The 14727-nt window shown below is 42.9% G+C and carries 8 protein-coding genes and 3 pseudogenes; 10 read left to right on the top strand and 1 reads right to left on the bottom strand.

Translation table 11 applies throughout. The annotated features are described in order from the left end of the window. The first annotated feature begins 10 nt into the window (after positions 1–10). The 10 genes and pseudogenes from LC048_RS12200 to LC048_RS12160 all read left to right on the top strand — a co-directional run bounded on the left by LC048_RS12200 (position 11) and on the right by LC048_RS12160 (position 13364). Positions 11–1387, top strand: a complete 1377-nt coding sequence (locus LC048_RS12200) for a dihydrolipoamide acetyltransferase family protein (protein WP_306050378.1) — start codon at positions 11–13, stop codon at positions 1385–1387. Positions 1388–1515: 128 nt separating this feature from the next. Beyond that, positions 1516–2631: a 4-hydroxyphenylpyruvate dioxygenase gene (gene hppD, locus LC048_RS12195; protein ID WP_226601340.1), complete on the top strand. Its 1116-nt coding sequence runs from the start codon at positions 1516–1518 to the stop codon at positions 2629–2631. Between the two features lie 70 nt (positions 2632–2701). Further along, complete coding sequence (gene hisC, locus LC048_RS12190; RefSeq protein ID WP_306050376.1) at positions 2702–3793, top strand: histidinol-phosphate transaminase; 1092 nt, start codon at positions 2702–2704, stop codon at positions 3791–3793. Positions 3794–3796: 3 nt separating this feature from the next. Further along, positions 3797–4409: pseudogene (locus tag LC048_RS12185) on the top strand (flavin reductase family protein). Positions 4410–4417: 8 nt separating this feature from the next. Further along, positions 4418–5342, top strand: a pseudogene (locus LC048_RS12180) (fumarylacetoacetate hydrolase family protein). A gap of 15 nt (positions 5343–5357) precedes the next feature. Then, on the top strand, positions 5358–6515 hold the full coding sequence (locus LC048_RS12175) for a homogentisate 1,2-dioxygenase (protein ID WP_226601336.1): 1158 nt from the start codon (positions 5358–5360) through the stop codon (positions 6513–6515). 422 nt (positions 6516–6937) lie between these two features. Further along, positions 6938–8545, top strand: a complete 1608-nt coding sequence (locus LC048_RS12170) for a ribonuclease J (RefSeq protein ID WP_371932066.1) — start codon at positions 6938–6940, stop codon at positions 8543–8545. A 223-nt stretch (positions 8546–8768) separates the two neighbouring features. Next, positions 8769–10238 carry an SNF2 helicase associated domain-containing protein gene (locus tag LC048_RS25085; RefSeq protein WP_371932036.1) on the top strand — a complete coding sequence of 490 codons (1470 nt, stop codon included), beginning with the start codon at positions 8769–8771 and terminating at the stop codon, positions 10236–10238. A gap of 32 nt (positions 10239–10270) precedes the next feature. Next, complete coding sequence (locus LC048_RS25080) at positions 10271–11953, top strand: DEAD/DEAH box helicase (RefSeq protein ID WP_371932035.1); 1683 nt, start codon at positions 10271–10273, stop codon at positions 11951–11953. Positions 11954–12029: 76 nt separating this feature from the next. After that, entirely contained in the window at positions 12030–13364 is a 1335-nt protein-coding gene (locus tag LC048_RS12160; RefSeq protein WP_371932065.1) for a redoxin domain-containing protein, read from the top strand. Positions 13365–13414: 50 nt separating this feature from the next. On the opposite strand, the pseudogene LC048_RS12155 reads toward LC048_RS12160, so the two are convergent. Continuing rightward, positions 13415–14255, bottom strand: a pseudogene (locus LC048_RS12155) (STAS domain-containing protein). Positions 14256–14727: the final 472 nt, after the last annotated feature.

The following is a 14727-nucleotide window of genomic DNA, read 5'->3' as shown; positions in this document are numbered from 1 at the left end:
AGGCGTGCCGATGGTTGAAGTAAAGCTCCACGACATTGGGGAAGGCATGACCGAAGCGGACATCAATTGTTACCTGGTGAAGCCGGGGGATTTCGTCAAAGCAGATGATCCTTTGGTGGAGGTCCAGACAGACAAGATGACCGCAGAGATTCCTGCTCCTCGCTCAGGTGTAATTAAAGAATTACTATTGTCCCCGGGGCAAACTGTGAAGGTTGGGACCACCCTGCTGATCATGGAGGATCGTTCAGGCGGAGTTCAAACTAGCGAGTCCCAGAACGTTGAAGATGTTTTAAAAACAGAAGCCGAACCTGCCGAGTCTTCAGTAGCTGTATTGGAGAGGCCCACTGAAGTGAAGGTTCCCGTAGGAGTAAGCGCGAGACTGGGGAGAATCCTTGCTTCTCCTTTTACAAGGAAAGTTGCCCGAGAAAACGGCGTCAATATTATGGAAGTCAAGGGAAGCGGACCAGCAGACCGGATTATCGAAGAAGATATAAGGGCCTTTGTAAAATTAAGAGATCAAGAGGCTCCGAGCATTTCGGAAGTGGGATCCGAACAAGAGATTCCGAATATTTCAGAACCTGCTTCCGAACAGAAGGTTTCGAATATTTCAGAACCTGCTTCTGAACAGAAGACTCTGAACGTTTCGGAAGTGGGTTCTGAAGAAAGGGCTCCGACCGAGAAAAGGCACATCCACAAGGATACACTGCCATTCCGCGGACGTCGCAAGCAGATTGCAAAAAAGATGGTCCAGTCCATGTATACGATCCCTCACTGTACTCACTTTGAGGAAATTGATGTAAGCGAATTGATTGCTTTACGAGAAGAGATTAAGGGTTCCGGAAGCTCTATTTCTGCGACAGCCTTCTTCATTAAAGTCCTTTCCGTTGCTTTAAAAGAATTTCCGGTCTTTAATGCGAAGCTCAATGAAGAGAACGAAAGCATCCAGCTGTTGCGGGAGCATCATATCGGAATTGCGGTGGACACTCCTGAAGGCCTGATTGTGCCGGTTATTAAGAATGTTGAACAAAGGAATTTAAAACAAATTCATGATGAAATGAAGCGTCTGACAAAGCTTGCACTTGATGACAAACTTACGGTCAAGGATATATCTGGTGGAACATTCACAATAAGTAATGTCAGCCCGCTTGGCGGCAGCATTGGCGCAACACCAATCATCCAGCATCCGCAGACAGCGCTCGTATCTTTCCATAAGACAAAGAAGCGTCCAGTTGTCACGGATCAAGATGAAATTGCCATCCGGTCAATTATGAATCTGTCAATGGCGTTTGATCACAGAGTCGCAGATGGGGCAACGGCTGTTGCTTTTACAAATCGTTTCGCACAATTGATCGAGAATCCTAAAATGATGCTTTTGGAATTAATGTAACTGGTCATAAAGGTTGATTCTTTACCACACGAAAGCATTATAGCTTTACATCGTGCTCTTGAGAGCGCAGTGATAACTACTATAAAATAATTTTTAATATTATAAATATTCTTTCGGGAGGTTTTACAATGCAAGAGAAAGTTATGGTATCTGGGCAAAGTACTGAGGATTTTTTCCCGGTTCAGGATGTTGATTATTTAGAGATTTATGTAGGAAACGCAAAGCAGGCGGCTCACTTTTTCCAGACTGCATTTGGCTTTAAGGTAGTAGCGTATTCCGGTCTTGAAACTGGTAACCGTGAAACGACATCCTATGTGCTTCAGCAGCGGAAGATCCGTCTGGTTGTAACTGGAACATACAACGATTCATCTCGTGTAGCGCAGTTTGTCAAGACTCACGGCGATGGCGTCAAGGATATCGCGCTGGCCGTCGATGATGTCGAGAAGGCATACGAAGGAGCGGTTAAGCGAGGCGCAATTGAAATCCAGCCACCGCATGAGGTTTCTGATGAGAAAGGTACTTTAAAGAAGGCTGTCATCGGTACATATGGAGACACAATCCATACTTTGGTTGAAAGAAAAAATTATCAGGGCCTTTTCATGCCAGGCTTTGTTGAGCACCAGACAACTGTTCCTGTGAATGACGCAGGTTTCATTGGCATCGATCATGTTGTCGGCAATGTTGAGAGAATGGAAGAATGGGTTAATTATTATGCGAATGTAATGGGCTTCAAGGAAATGAAGCACTTCACTGATAAGGATATCGTGACTGAGTATTCGGCATTGATGTCCAAAGTCATGCACAATGGCGGCCGCATCAAGTTCCCGATCAACGAACCGGCAGAAGGAAAGCGCAAATCACAGATCCAGGAATACCTTGAATTCTACAACGGACCTGGCGTTCAGCATCTAGCGATATTAACAGAGGATATTGTCAGTACAGTAGCACAGCTCCATGAGAATGGAGTGGAATTCCTGAGCACACCTGATTCATACTATGAAATGCTTTCAGAGCGAGTTGGCGAAATTGACGAAGAGATTGATAAGTTAAAGGAACTTAGCATTCTAGTAGACCGTGACGATGAAGGCTATTTACTGCAAATTTTCACAAAACCAATCGTAGACCGTCCGACGCTGTTCATCGAAATTATTCAGCGAAAAGGAGCAAGAGGCTTCGGTGAAGGAAACTTTAAGGCTCTATTCGAATCAATCGAGCGGGAACAGGAAAGACGCGGCAACCTTTAATAGCCGGGACAGAAGGGGGCGAATCGCTCCCTTTTCGTTATAAACGGCGGCAGAAAAATGGGGGATGAACATGATTATTAAGGCAAGAGCAGAACTTGAAGGGATCACACCGTATGCCCTCAGCCAGACGATTGAGGAAATCAAAGAACAGTATGGAATCACTACGGTAAGGAAGCTTTCGGATAATGAAAATGTCTATGGCACTTCGCCAAAGGTCAAAGACGCAATCATGGAGGCATCTGCTAATTTGGCATTCTATCCCGACGGAATGACATCAGGGATCGTAGAAAAACTGTCATCTCATTATGAATTAGACCAGAAGCGTTTTCTTGTTTCGAATGGTTCAGAAGAAATTATTCGCCTGCTTACACGGGCTTATATCGATAAAAATGATGAAGCGGTCATGGCGGAGGTAACTTTCCCTCGCTATAAAACGAATGTGCTGATCGAAGGCGGCAGAGCGGTCACCGTGCCGATGAACGACGGCAGACATGATCTCAAGAACATGCAGGATGCGATTAACGAAAAAACAAGAATGATATTTGTGTGCAATCCGAACAATCCGACTGGGACAATCGTCTCCAAACAGGAATTGCTTTCTTTTATCGACAATGTACCTTCAAACGTCCTGATCATTATGGATGAAGCTTATTTTGAATATGCGGATTCAGATGAATACCTTGATACGATGCCGTTGCTTGAACAATATCAAAACATTGTCATCCTAAGGACTTTTTCAAAAATCTATAGCCTTGCGAGCCTGCGTGTTGGCTACGGCATCATGCATGAGGAAATTGCTAAGGAACTTTACAAAGTCAGGGATGTTTTCAATGTCAACCAGCTTGCCCAGGTAGCAGCGATGGCTGCATTGGAAGACCAGGATTTCGTTCAAGACTGCTCTCGTAAAAATAGTGCAGAAAGAGACTTACTGAGTGCAAAGTTCAAAGAGTTGGAGATTGAGAGTTTCCCATCACAATCCAACTTCTTATTTGCTTTTACGAATAGATCGGTTATCCATAAGCTGACTGAAAATGGCGTCCTGGTCAGAGAGATGCAGCTTCCGGGATACAAGGAAGCGTTCAGGATTACTCTCGGATCTCGTGAGGATCATGAATTCATTTTGAGAATCGTTAGCCAGCTTTTTCACGAAAGGGCGGTGTAAGTCTTGGAAATCAAAACAGATAATCTTGAATGGAGAGACGCATACAAGCTTTTGCAAGGCTCTGTCCTGCCCCGGCCAATCGCCTTTGTCTCCAGCCAGGATGAAAACGGGAAGGCCAATTTAGCTCCATTCAGTTTCTTTACGGTCATCAGCTCGAATCCGATGATGGTCTGCTTTTCACCAATGAGGAGAGGGACTGATGGCTCGAAAAAGGATACGCTGAAAAACATCGAAAAGCACAAACGAATTTGTCATTAATATTGTCAGTGAGGATTTTGTTCAGCAGATGAACGAATGCGCCACTGAATTCGCTTCAGATGTGGATGAATTTGAAGCTTCTGGTCTCACCAAGGTCGACAGTGTGGCTGTTAAGCCATCCCGGGTGAAGGAGTCAAAGGTACATCTTGAATGTGTACTTGATCAGGTTCTGCATTTTGGCGGGGAAGAAGCGGGAGCTGGCAGCCTTGTCATTGGGAAGGTTGTCCATGTGCATGTCGCCGATGAACTTTATGAAGGCGGGCGTATCAATTCGGAAAAATTGAATCCGGTAGGAAGGCTGGCAGGAGCGACGTACACGCTGCCTCTGGCAAAAACCTTTGAGCTGCAAAGGAAATAGGTGATGAAATGAAGTTCATAACGTTCACGAAAAAAGACGGTTCGACAGGTTCAGGCTGGATTAATTCAAAGAATCAGGCTGTCGATATGCACGAAGCATCGAACGGCACATTGCCTGACAATATGCTTGCATTCATCGAGAACTATGCGGAATTCATGGAGTATATCGAAAATAATAAAGGTCTGCTTGAGACGGGGAATGGTTCATATTCATTGGATGAAGTCAGCTTAAAAGCTCCGCTTCCAAATCCGAAAAGTGTTCGTGATTTTTACGCATTCGAGCAGCATGTAAAAACAGCAAGGGAAAACCGAGGCCCTTGAAATGATTCCTGAATGGTATGAGTTTCCGGTTTTTTATTTTACCAACCATCTTGCCATCAAGGGTCCGGAGGAAGAAATCAGGCGGCCTAAGGCTTGTGAATGGATGGATTATGAATTGGAAATTGCCTGTGTCATCGGTAAAGAAGGCCGCGATATTAAAGCGGAAGATGCTGAACAGCATATTTTTGGCTTTTTTATCATGAATGACTGGAGTGCCCGCGACCTGCAGCGTCAGGAAATGAAGGTGGGACTAGGTCCGGCGAAAGGCAAAGATTTCGCCACTTCATTCGGTCCTCATATGGTGACCAGAGATGAGCTGGAATCCCTGAAAGCTGGGAAAGGCTATGACCTTGAAATGACTGCCCGAGTCAACGGCAAGGAGCTGTCCAAGGGAAATATGAAAGATTTATATTATTCCTTTGGTGAAATGATCGAGCGTGCCTCAGCGGGTACGACTCTGTATCCTGGCGAAGTGATCGGCTCAGGTACGGTAGGAACAGGCTGTATCCTCGAACTTGGAACGGATGTTCATCGCTGGCTTGAGCCGGGCGATGAAGTGGAACTTGAGATTACAGGACTTGGTGTCCTGAAAAATAAAATTATAGAAGAGTAGAAAGAAGGTGTTTTCATGTACTACCGCCAGCTGGGAGAAATCCCGAAGAAACGCCATACGATTTTTAAAAAGGAAGATGGTTCGCTGTTCCGGGAGCAGGTAATGGGAACAAAAGGTTTTTCTGGTACACAATCAATCCTTTATCACCACCATATGCCAACAGAGGTAGTGAAAAGCGAATTGATCGGCAGCTACCTGCCTGAATATGAGGAACAGGGCTCACTGAACCATCGGCACTTCCTGACTGACCAGATCACGCAAACTGGGGATGCATTAAGTGGGAGAGAATATATCCTTGGCAATGATGATCTTTTGATCGGGTTTGCGAATATTACTGAACCGATGAAGCAATTTTACCGAAATGGTGATGGAGACGAGATGTTCTTTTTTCATCATGGATCCGGCAAAGTAGAAACAATGTTTGGAACTATAAACTATACTCCTGGTGATTATGTCGTGATTCCAATCGGCACGATGTACAGGGTTGTTCCAGATGATTCCGAGACGACAAAGGCGCTGATTGTTGAATCGTTTAGCCAGATTACAACCCCTCGCCGTTATCGCAATGAATATGGACAGCTGCTCGAGCATAGTCCGTTCTGTGAAAGAGATATACGCGGACCTGAGTCACTTGTCACTTTCTCTGAAAAAGGGGAGCATGAAGTCATCACAAAGACGCGCGGGTTTCTGCACCGACATGTGCTGAACCACCACCCGCTAGATGTTGTTGGCTGGGATGGCTATCTTTATCCATGGGCATTTAATATTGAGGACTTCGAACCGATCACTGGCCGGATCCATCAGCCGCCGCCAGTGCACCAGACATTCGAAGGCCATAATTATGTCGTGTGCTCCTTCGTGCCGAGGCTTTACGATTACCATCCTGAAGCGATTCCTGCACCATATTACCACAGCAACGTCAACAGCGATGAGCTGCTGTACTATGTTGAAGGAAACTTCATGAGCCGCAAAGGAATCAAAGAAGGGTCGATCACATTGCACCCAAGCGGAATCCCCCACGGACCACACCCAGGCAAGACAGAAGCAAGCATCGGCAAAAAAGAAACACTTGAGCTTGCTGTCATGATCGATACCTTCCGACCGCTGAAGACGGTGAAGAAAGCCAGGGATATTGAAGACGATCAGTACATGTATACATGGATTGAAAAATAAGTAAAGAAGATCAATTCGCTAATGAGCGAGTTGGTCTATTTTTGTGGAGAAACTGGAAAAAAATTATGATTATTTCCAGTTTGCCAATAAAATTTCATTTTCGCCAATAAACGTGTGAAAACCGCCAATAAAATCTATTTTTCGCCAAGAAACATGTGAAAACCGCCAATAGAATTAAATTATCGCCAATAAGTGTTTATTGCTGAATTAAAATCATTGAGTTTGCTTCAAATCATCAATTTAAAACACTAATTTTCTTCAATAAAACTAAAAATCCTGTTTGGGGAAGACCAATCCCCGTTTAGAAACTAAATAATCGGTTAAAAACTGGCAATACTAACAAAATCGACTACGGATTAGGAGGATATGAAGTGACTTTATCTATATTCGCCTTGGGCGGCATTAATGAAATCGGAAAAAACATGTATGTTGTCCAGTATGAGGACGATCTTTTTGTGATTGATTGCGGAGGGAAGTTTCCTGATGAAAGTTTATTAGGAATCGATTTAATCATTCCTGAAATGACTTACCTTGAAGAAAATCGAGAAAAGATCAAAGGTATGATTGTGACCCATGGACACGAGGACCATATTGGAGGAGTACCATATTTCTTCAAAAAATTAAAGGCGCCAGTGTACGCAACGGATTTTACTCTCGGATTAATTGAATTGAAGCTTGGTGAGCATAAGCTCCTGAGAGGGACTGAGCTGAATAAAGTCAATTCTGACTCAGTATTGGATTTTGGCAAGGTGAAGGTTTCTTTTTTCAAAGTAAGTCACAGCATCCCGGACTGTCTTGGAGTTGAATTCCACACCCCTGAGGGGAATGTTGTCCACACGGGAGACTTCAAATTCGACCTGACGCCTGCTAATGATGAGCAATCCGAAATCCATAAGATGGCGAAAATCGGTACGGAAGGTGTTATGGCTCTGTTATCGGAGAGTACAAATGCTGAGCGCAAGGGTTTGACACCTTCTGAGCGAATGGTAGCAAGCCATCTTGAAGAAGCTTTCATGAAGGCAGATGGAAAGATTTTTGTTTCAACGTTTGCTTCTAACGTCAACCGGGTTCAGCAGGTTGTCGAGGCAGCGATCAAGACGAACAGGAAGCTTGCGTTGCTGGGAAGGAGTATGGTGAACGTAGTCGACGTGGCTATAGAACGAGGTTATTTGAATGTTCCTGAAGGAATGCTGATCCAACCAAATGTTGTCGACCAGTTGGATCCTGATAAAGTGACGATTCTTTGTACAGGCAGTCAGGGAGAACCGATGGCTGCACTTTCCCGCCTCTCAACAGGAAACTACCGCGACGTCTCAATTTATCCTGGTGATACAGTCATCATGGCTGCGTCGCCGATCCCTGGAAATGAAAAGGATGTTTCCAAGATTATCGATAATTTGTTCAAGCTCGGTGCGAAAGTCATTTACGGATCCGGCAGCACAACTGGCATGCATGTTTCCAGCCATGGCTACCAGGAAGATCTTAAGCTGATGCTGACTTTGATGAAGCCGAAGTATTTCATCCCGATTCATGGGGAGTATAGAATGCTGCATCACCACCGCTTGCTGGCAGAATCGGTTGGAGTTGAAAAAGGGAATACATTCATTGTTAAAAATGGTGATATTGTTGACATAGAGAATGGTGATGCGCGCCAGACCCGCAATGTCCCAGCAGGTGATACTTATGTTGATGGTATAAGTGTCGGGGATGTCGGTGAAATCGTACTCAGGGACAGAAAGCAGCTATCCGAAGATGGAATGCTAGTCATTGTCCTGACTTTAAGCAAAGCAGAACGGAAGATTATTTCAGGACCGGATACGATCTCACGCGGATTTGTATTTGTTAAAAACTCGGAGGATTTGATGAGAGATGTCAATAATCTCGTGACGAAGACAGTAACCGAACTTCAAGAAGACAATATCCATCGCTGGAATGTCATTAAGCAGGGAATCAAAAAAGCAGTAGGGCAGCACATCTTCCAAAAGACAAGGAGAAGACCGATGATTTTGCCGATTATTATAGAGATTTAATTTCATTAGTGGACTATTGGGTAACGAATTATTTGCTCTCAAATATTTTTAGGAATTAGCTGATGAATTAATTTGGAATGTCGTCAAAAGAGCATTCTTTCAATTTTTACAGGGATGAGCATGGAGAATTCTCCATGCTTTTTACATTCCTGCTTAACAAATGGATACTTAAGGTCTACACTAATACTTATCGATTAATGCATCTATCTGGAGGGAGCAGACCATGGATATCAAACTAAATCAAAAGGTCATCAAAGATTTATGCGGAACTGTTTCCTTCAAGCGAGGGGATGCGTTTTACAGAGCGGGAAAAGTCGAGTTTACTGATAACAATGAGCATTGGGTGAAAGCAACCGTAACCGGGGCGGATGTATTTAAAGTCACGGTCACAAAAAGTAATGACAGCCATTTCACAACTGATTGCACATGTCCCAAGCTTGCATCTGTTACACATGAGTGCCAGCATGTGGCGGCAGTATTGCTTGCGATTTTAGATGAGCAAAAGCAAAGGACATCAAATGCGATAAAAAATTATGATCGGCCAGTAAATGCCCTCGCAGAAGGACTGCTGAACATTTTCAGTAATGAATCTAGAAGGACAAGCGGCCATCAACTGCATTTTGAAACAAGGAAGATACTGAACACAGTGTTCGGAATCGGGCCAGTAGAAGCAAGTGATCAGCAAATGATGCTGGGTGTCACGATGAACATTGGTCCAATTAAAATTGAGGATATTTCAGAATTCCTTAAGAATGTAGCGAATCGGCAGTCAGCAATACTATCTGACTTGTTCACTTATGACCCAAAGCTTCATTGTTTCCAAAACGATATCGACTCTATCATCAAAATACTTATTCAAATTGTCCATGATTCAGAGTTATCGTTGCAGGATGAGAATGACTTCTCAACATTAATCATTCCGCCCTCCTTTTGGCAACAGTTAGTGCCGCTGCTGAAAAAGGCTCCAGAGGTTTTATTTATTGAGGCAGGCGAAGTTACCGGGCAGTTTCAGGTTTCCACCGAAAGGCTGCCGCTTTTGTTCAATTTTGAAAAAGGCACCGACAAAGACTACTCGTTAAAAATTGCTGGTATTTCAAATCTGATTGTTCTTCATAAATATAATCTCATTTGGATGAAAACCCAGCTGATTCAGCTCAGCACCGAGGATTGCAGCAGATTATTTGAACTGAAAAATATGCTTGCGCAGTCAAGAACCGATAGCATACCGATTTTACAGGACCAGATGGGCTTCTTTGTGGAAAAAGTGGTGCCAGGACTGCGCCGTATTGGGGAAGTACAAATAGATGGCGACATAACTAAGCAATTTTTAACCGAGCCGCTGATTCCAAAGCTCTACCTCGATCGGGTGAATAACCGATTACTGGCAGGGATTGAATTCCAGTATGGGAAAATAGTTTTCAACCCTCTTGAGGATAGGGAACCGAAAGTCAATTCACTGTTAATCAGGGATATGGTCAGGGAGGACCAGATCCTGGAATTGCTGGATGAGGGTTCTTTCGCGAAAACGGATGGCGGTTATTTTTTACATAATGAAGAGCTAGAATATGAATTTCTGTACCATGTCATGCCAAAGCTGCAAAAGCTTGTACAGGTATACGCTACAACTGCTGTCAGGAATCGGATCTTCAGGGAACCTGCACGACCGCAAATACGTGTAAAGGTGAAAAAGTAGAGCGGACTAACTGGCTTGAATTCAAATTTGAAATGGATGGGATACCTGAAAAACAGATCAGGGATATCCTTGAAGCTCTCGAAGAAAAACGAAAATTTTATCGTTTGCGCAATGGTGCCTTGATGTCCCTAGAAACGAAGGAATGGGAAGAAATCCAGCGTTTCTTGAAGGCGGAGCCCATCCAGGATGAAGAGTTGGAAAAAGGGTTAAATGTCCCGATCGTTCGCGGGATGCAAATGCTAGACTCATTCGAGGATGGATCCATACTACATTTAGAGGAATCGTTCCGAAGTTTTCTGGACGAAATAAGCACACCGGGTAAACTTAAGCATGATGTCCCTGCTAGATTGGAGCCAATATTGCGTGACTACCAGAAACAGGGTTTTCAATGGATGAAAACTCTCGCAATTTACGGATTTGGCGGAATCCTTGCAGATGATATGGGCCTTGGTAAAACACTGCAAAGTATCACATATATCGCTTCAGAATTATCACAAGTAAAGGAAAGAAAGCAGCCCGTTCTAATTGTTTGTCCATCCTCCCTTGTTTATAACTGGCTCAGTGAATTTTTGAAATTCACTCCTGAAATTCAGGCAGTCATCATCGATGGCAATAAGTCGGAGCGGGCAAAACTATTAAATGATGTTTCGGGTATTGATGTGGTGATCACCTCATACATGCTTCTGCGCAGGGATATTCATCTATACGAAAAAATCAATTTCCATACTGCCTTTTTCGATGAGGCTCAGGCTTTCAAGAATCCGCTAACTCAAACGGCGAAAGCAGTGATGAACATACAGGCAGACCACCGCTTCGCATTAACCGGTACGCCGATTGAAAACTCGATAGAGGAATTATGGTCTATTTTCCGGGTGGTATTTCCTGAATTATTCCAGGGCTTGAAGGAATACAGCCATCTTCCAAGCAAGTCGATAGCCCGCAGGATTCGGCCATTTTTACTGCGAAGGGTAAAGGAAGAAGTGCTCGGGGAGCTGCCTGAGAAAATTGAATCAATTGATAGAGTTGAACTGCTGCCTGAACAGAAAAAGCTTTACGCTGCATACCTTGCAAAACTTCGCCATCAAACATTAAAGCAGCTGGATAAGAATACAATCAGGAAAAATCGGATCAAGATCCTGGCGGGACTTACACGCTTAAGGCAAATTTGCTGCCACCCTGCTTTGTTTGTAGACGGCTACAAGGGAAGATCTGCTAAATTTGAACAGCTGAAACTAATCATTGAGGAGTCCAGGTTTGCCGGGAGAAGGGTACTTATATTTTCACAGTTCACGAAAATGCTTGACTTGATTGGCAAGGAGTTAGCATACGAGGGCATTCCTTTCTTTTATCTTGATGGACAAACACCTCCTGAGGATCGAGTCGAGACATGCGAGAAATTTAATGGAGGAGAGAGGGACTTTTTCCTGATTTCCTTGAAAGCAGGGGGCACAGGCTTGAACTTAACAGGAGCAGATACAGTCATCCTTTATGATTTATGGTGGAACCCAGCCGTCGAGGAACAAGCTGCGGACCGTGCGCACCGAATGGGTCAGAAAAATAAAGTTCAGGTCATCAAATTGATCGCCAGAGGAACGATTGAAGAGAAGATGAATGAGCTCCAGGACAAAAAACGGAACATGATCGAAGAAATTATCGAAGAAAAAAGTTCAGTGTCGCTGACTGAGGAAGATATCCGCGAAATTTTGCAGATATAGAGAGTTGATTCTTTAACATCTTTTAAGCTAAGCCGATAATAGTCTAAGACATGATGTTGTAAGAGGAGAGATTATTTTGGCTAATAGAGGTTTGAACGTAGGCAAGCAAGCACCTGATTTTACTTTGCCGGGTACGAATAATACAAAATACAGCTTATCAGACTTCGCAGGCCAGCCTGTTATCATTGTTTTCTTAAGAGGCACATGGTGACCAAACTGCCGGAATCAGCTGGTCCAGCTGAATGAACAATATGATTTATTAAAAGAAAAGGGAATACAAGTCCTGGGGATTGCAGGGCAGAACATCAAGGGAATCCAGATGTATGTTGATAAAGAAGGCATCAAGATTCCGATTCTATCTGATGAAAAGAGAATAGTAATCAAGCAATATGAGGTTTTTGTACCGATAAAATGGGACAGTTTCCGTATAGCCATACCCAGCACGTATGTCTTGGACGAAAACCATGTCATCCGTTACAGCTATATTGGGGATTCGCAATTTGATCGTCCTGCAATTGACGACATTTTGAGTACCATTTATCAGATTCACAAATCAGGGATGGACGCAGAGGAAACTGCTGAGAAGGAGGAAGCAGGCGTATTCGTAGAAGCTATGAAAGAAACTTTCAGTGATATTGTTTTATCCACACAGATGATTAAACAAAGTGTGAATCATAATCTGGTTTCAATCAATGAACTAGAGAATGAGCTTACTGAGAACAAAGACGCCCTATCCCAATTTTTTACCGTATTTGAACAAATGGAATCGAAGATTGGCTTATACAGTGATACAATCCATAAGGTAGTAGATGGGTCTTTTGTTGTCATCCAAGATAATCAACAGGCTTCCGAGCATATGAAACAAACATCGGAATTGCTAAAGGAACTGGTTGGTTTAACACAAACCATTGGCAGTATCAGCTCAACGATATCATCGATCTCAGCTCAAACTAAAATTCTTGCCTTAAATGCTTCGATTGAAGCGGCAAGGGCAGGGGAACATGGCAAGGGATTTGCAGTGGTGGCAAAAGAAGTGGGCAAGCTTGCTGCTGCGTCTGCAGATGCCTCACAAAATATATCGACGCAATTACAGGGAATTGAAAGCAAAATCAGTTCAAGCTTTTCTTCCTTCACTGACTTTGATGACTTGATGCAGCAAATTGACGGGAAGGTGAAATTGCAAAATAAGGAGCTTGAAAATGTTTCGTCTGGTATCCTTTCTATTAGGGCTGACAGTACTTCCCTGGCAGATCGATTGCAGATGATCAATGAACAGCAGAAAGCTCAGCAGCAGAAAATCAGTTCTGTCAAACATCAGGAATTGAATATTTCCTCAGAAATCGACGGAATCCATAAAGATATAGAAGAAAATAATAAACTCGTGTCCGAGCTGGACAAAAGAGTTTACTAGACAACAGTAAAAGCCCCTATGTTTTCTCACATATAGGGGCTTTTACTATATTATTTCGCAACTTCGTTATCAAGGTAGGATCTCAATGTTTGCTGTAGCGTACCTTTGGTTTCTGCCTTTTGATCAAAAGTGATTCCTGCATGTATCATTTTTCGAACAAGATCAGGACGCATGCCGGTTATAACAGCGTTTGAACCCATCATCGAGACACCGCTCAATACTTTTTGGAAATGGGAAATGACGTTCATTTCCATGTCCGCGATCCCAGAAAGATCCATAATCAATGTTTGGACTTTCAGTTTTGAAATATCCATAAGGACCCTCTCTTCGATAATATGCATTCTGTAGTCATCCATCATACCGATTAGAGGAAGTACAGCAACAGAACTGCTGACTGGGATAATAGGGACAGATAAGTGTTCAACTAATTTCCTCTGCGAGTTCAGCAATTCATCTTTGTACTTTGTATATGTAAGAAAAAAGGTATTCAGGAATTGGTCAACTCGATCATTGATTTTTTTTCTCGAGTTGGAAGAATTCCTCTCGGTCAGAAAATCGGTTGTACGTTTGATCATATTTGTTCAGGAAGTTCCACAAAGTTCGGCGAATGGCCTGAATCCACTCCAGCTTGAACGCAACAGTCAAAGAATGTTCTGCCCAGGCAATCCCTTCTTGTTCAGCGAAAGCAACCAGATTCTCTTCTTGCTGCTCCACAATATAGACAATTAATTTCTCAGCGTTTTTTAAAAGATCGATATTCCCTTTTTGGAGAATCTCATTAATCTTCGAAGCTACATTCACCGCTTCTGATAACAAGTGTTGTTCAAAAAGTTCTCTATTGGATTGAATGAAATCGGTCACTTCATCTCTTTGGATAAAAGTTGATTCCATTTTTTATGTACACTCCCCAGCAATATATTAAATTATTTAACAACATCTAGATAGGTATAAGTCTCCTTAAATTAACTGTAGCAAACAATGAAAGCAAACTCAAATAATCCAATGCCAAACACATATAAATTCATTTATTTGAAGGATCTATGCTCAATTAAACGAAATAAATAACTAATTCAGGATTTAAAGATAATCTAATATGCTTAAGGAGGAAAACAATGGGCTGGTTCATCATTGTTATTATTGCCTACTTACCGATAATTTACCGTATTCACAGACGTCTGGATTTTTTAGAAAAAGAGGTAGAGCGATTGAGTGGAGAAAAACGGGAATAGGTGATTATGAGTAAAAATAGGCAAAGAGATAATAGTGGATTGTAAATAGATTATGTAAAGTACCTTTGCACATTTGCCAAAAAGAAGATTTATGCCAGATATGACGGACACAGAAATGAGAGGAAAATCCGTAA

Source organism: Mesobacillus subterraneus, assembly GCF_020524355.2.
In the GTDB taxonomy this organism is placed as follows: Bacteria; Bacillota; Bacilli; order Bacillales; family Cytobacillaceae; genus Mesobacillus; species Mesobacillus subterraneus_C.
The sequence above is the reverse complement of the archived record's forward strand: the minus strand, read 5'-3'. Positions and strand labels throughout refer to the sequence as shown.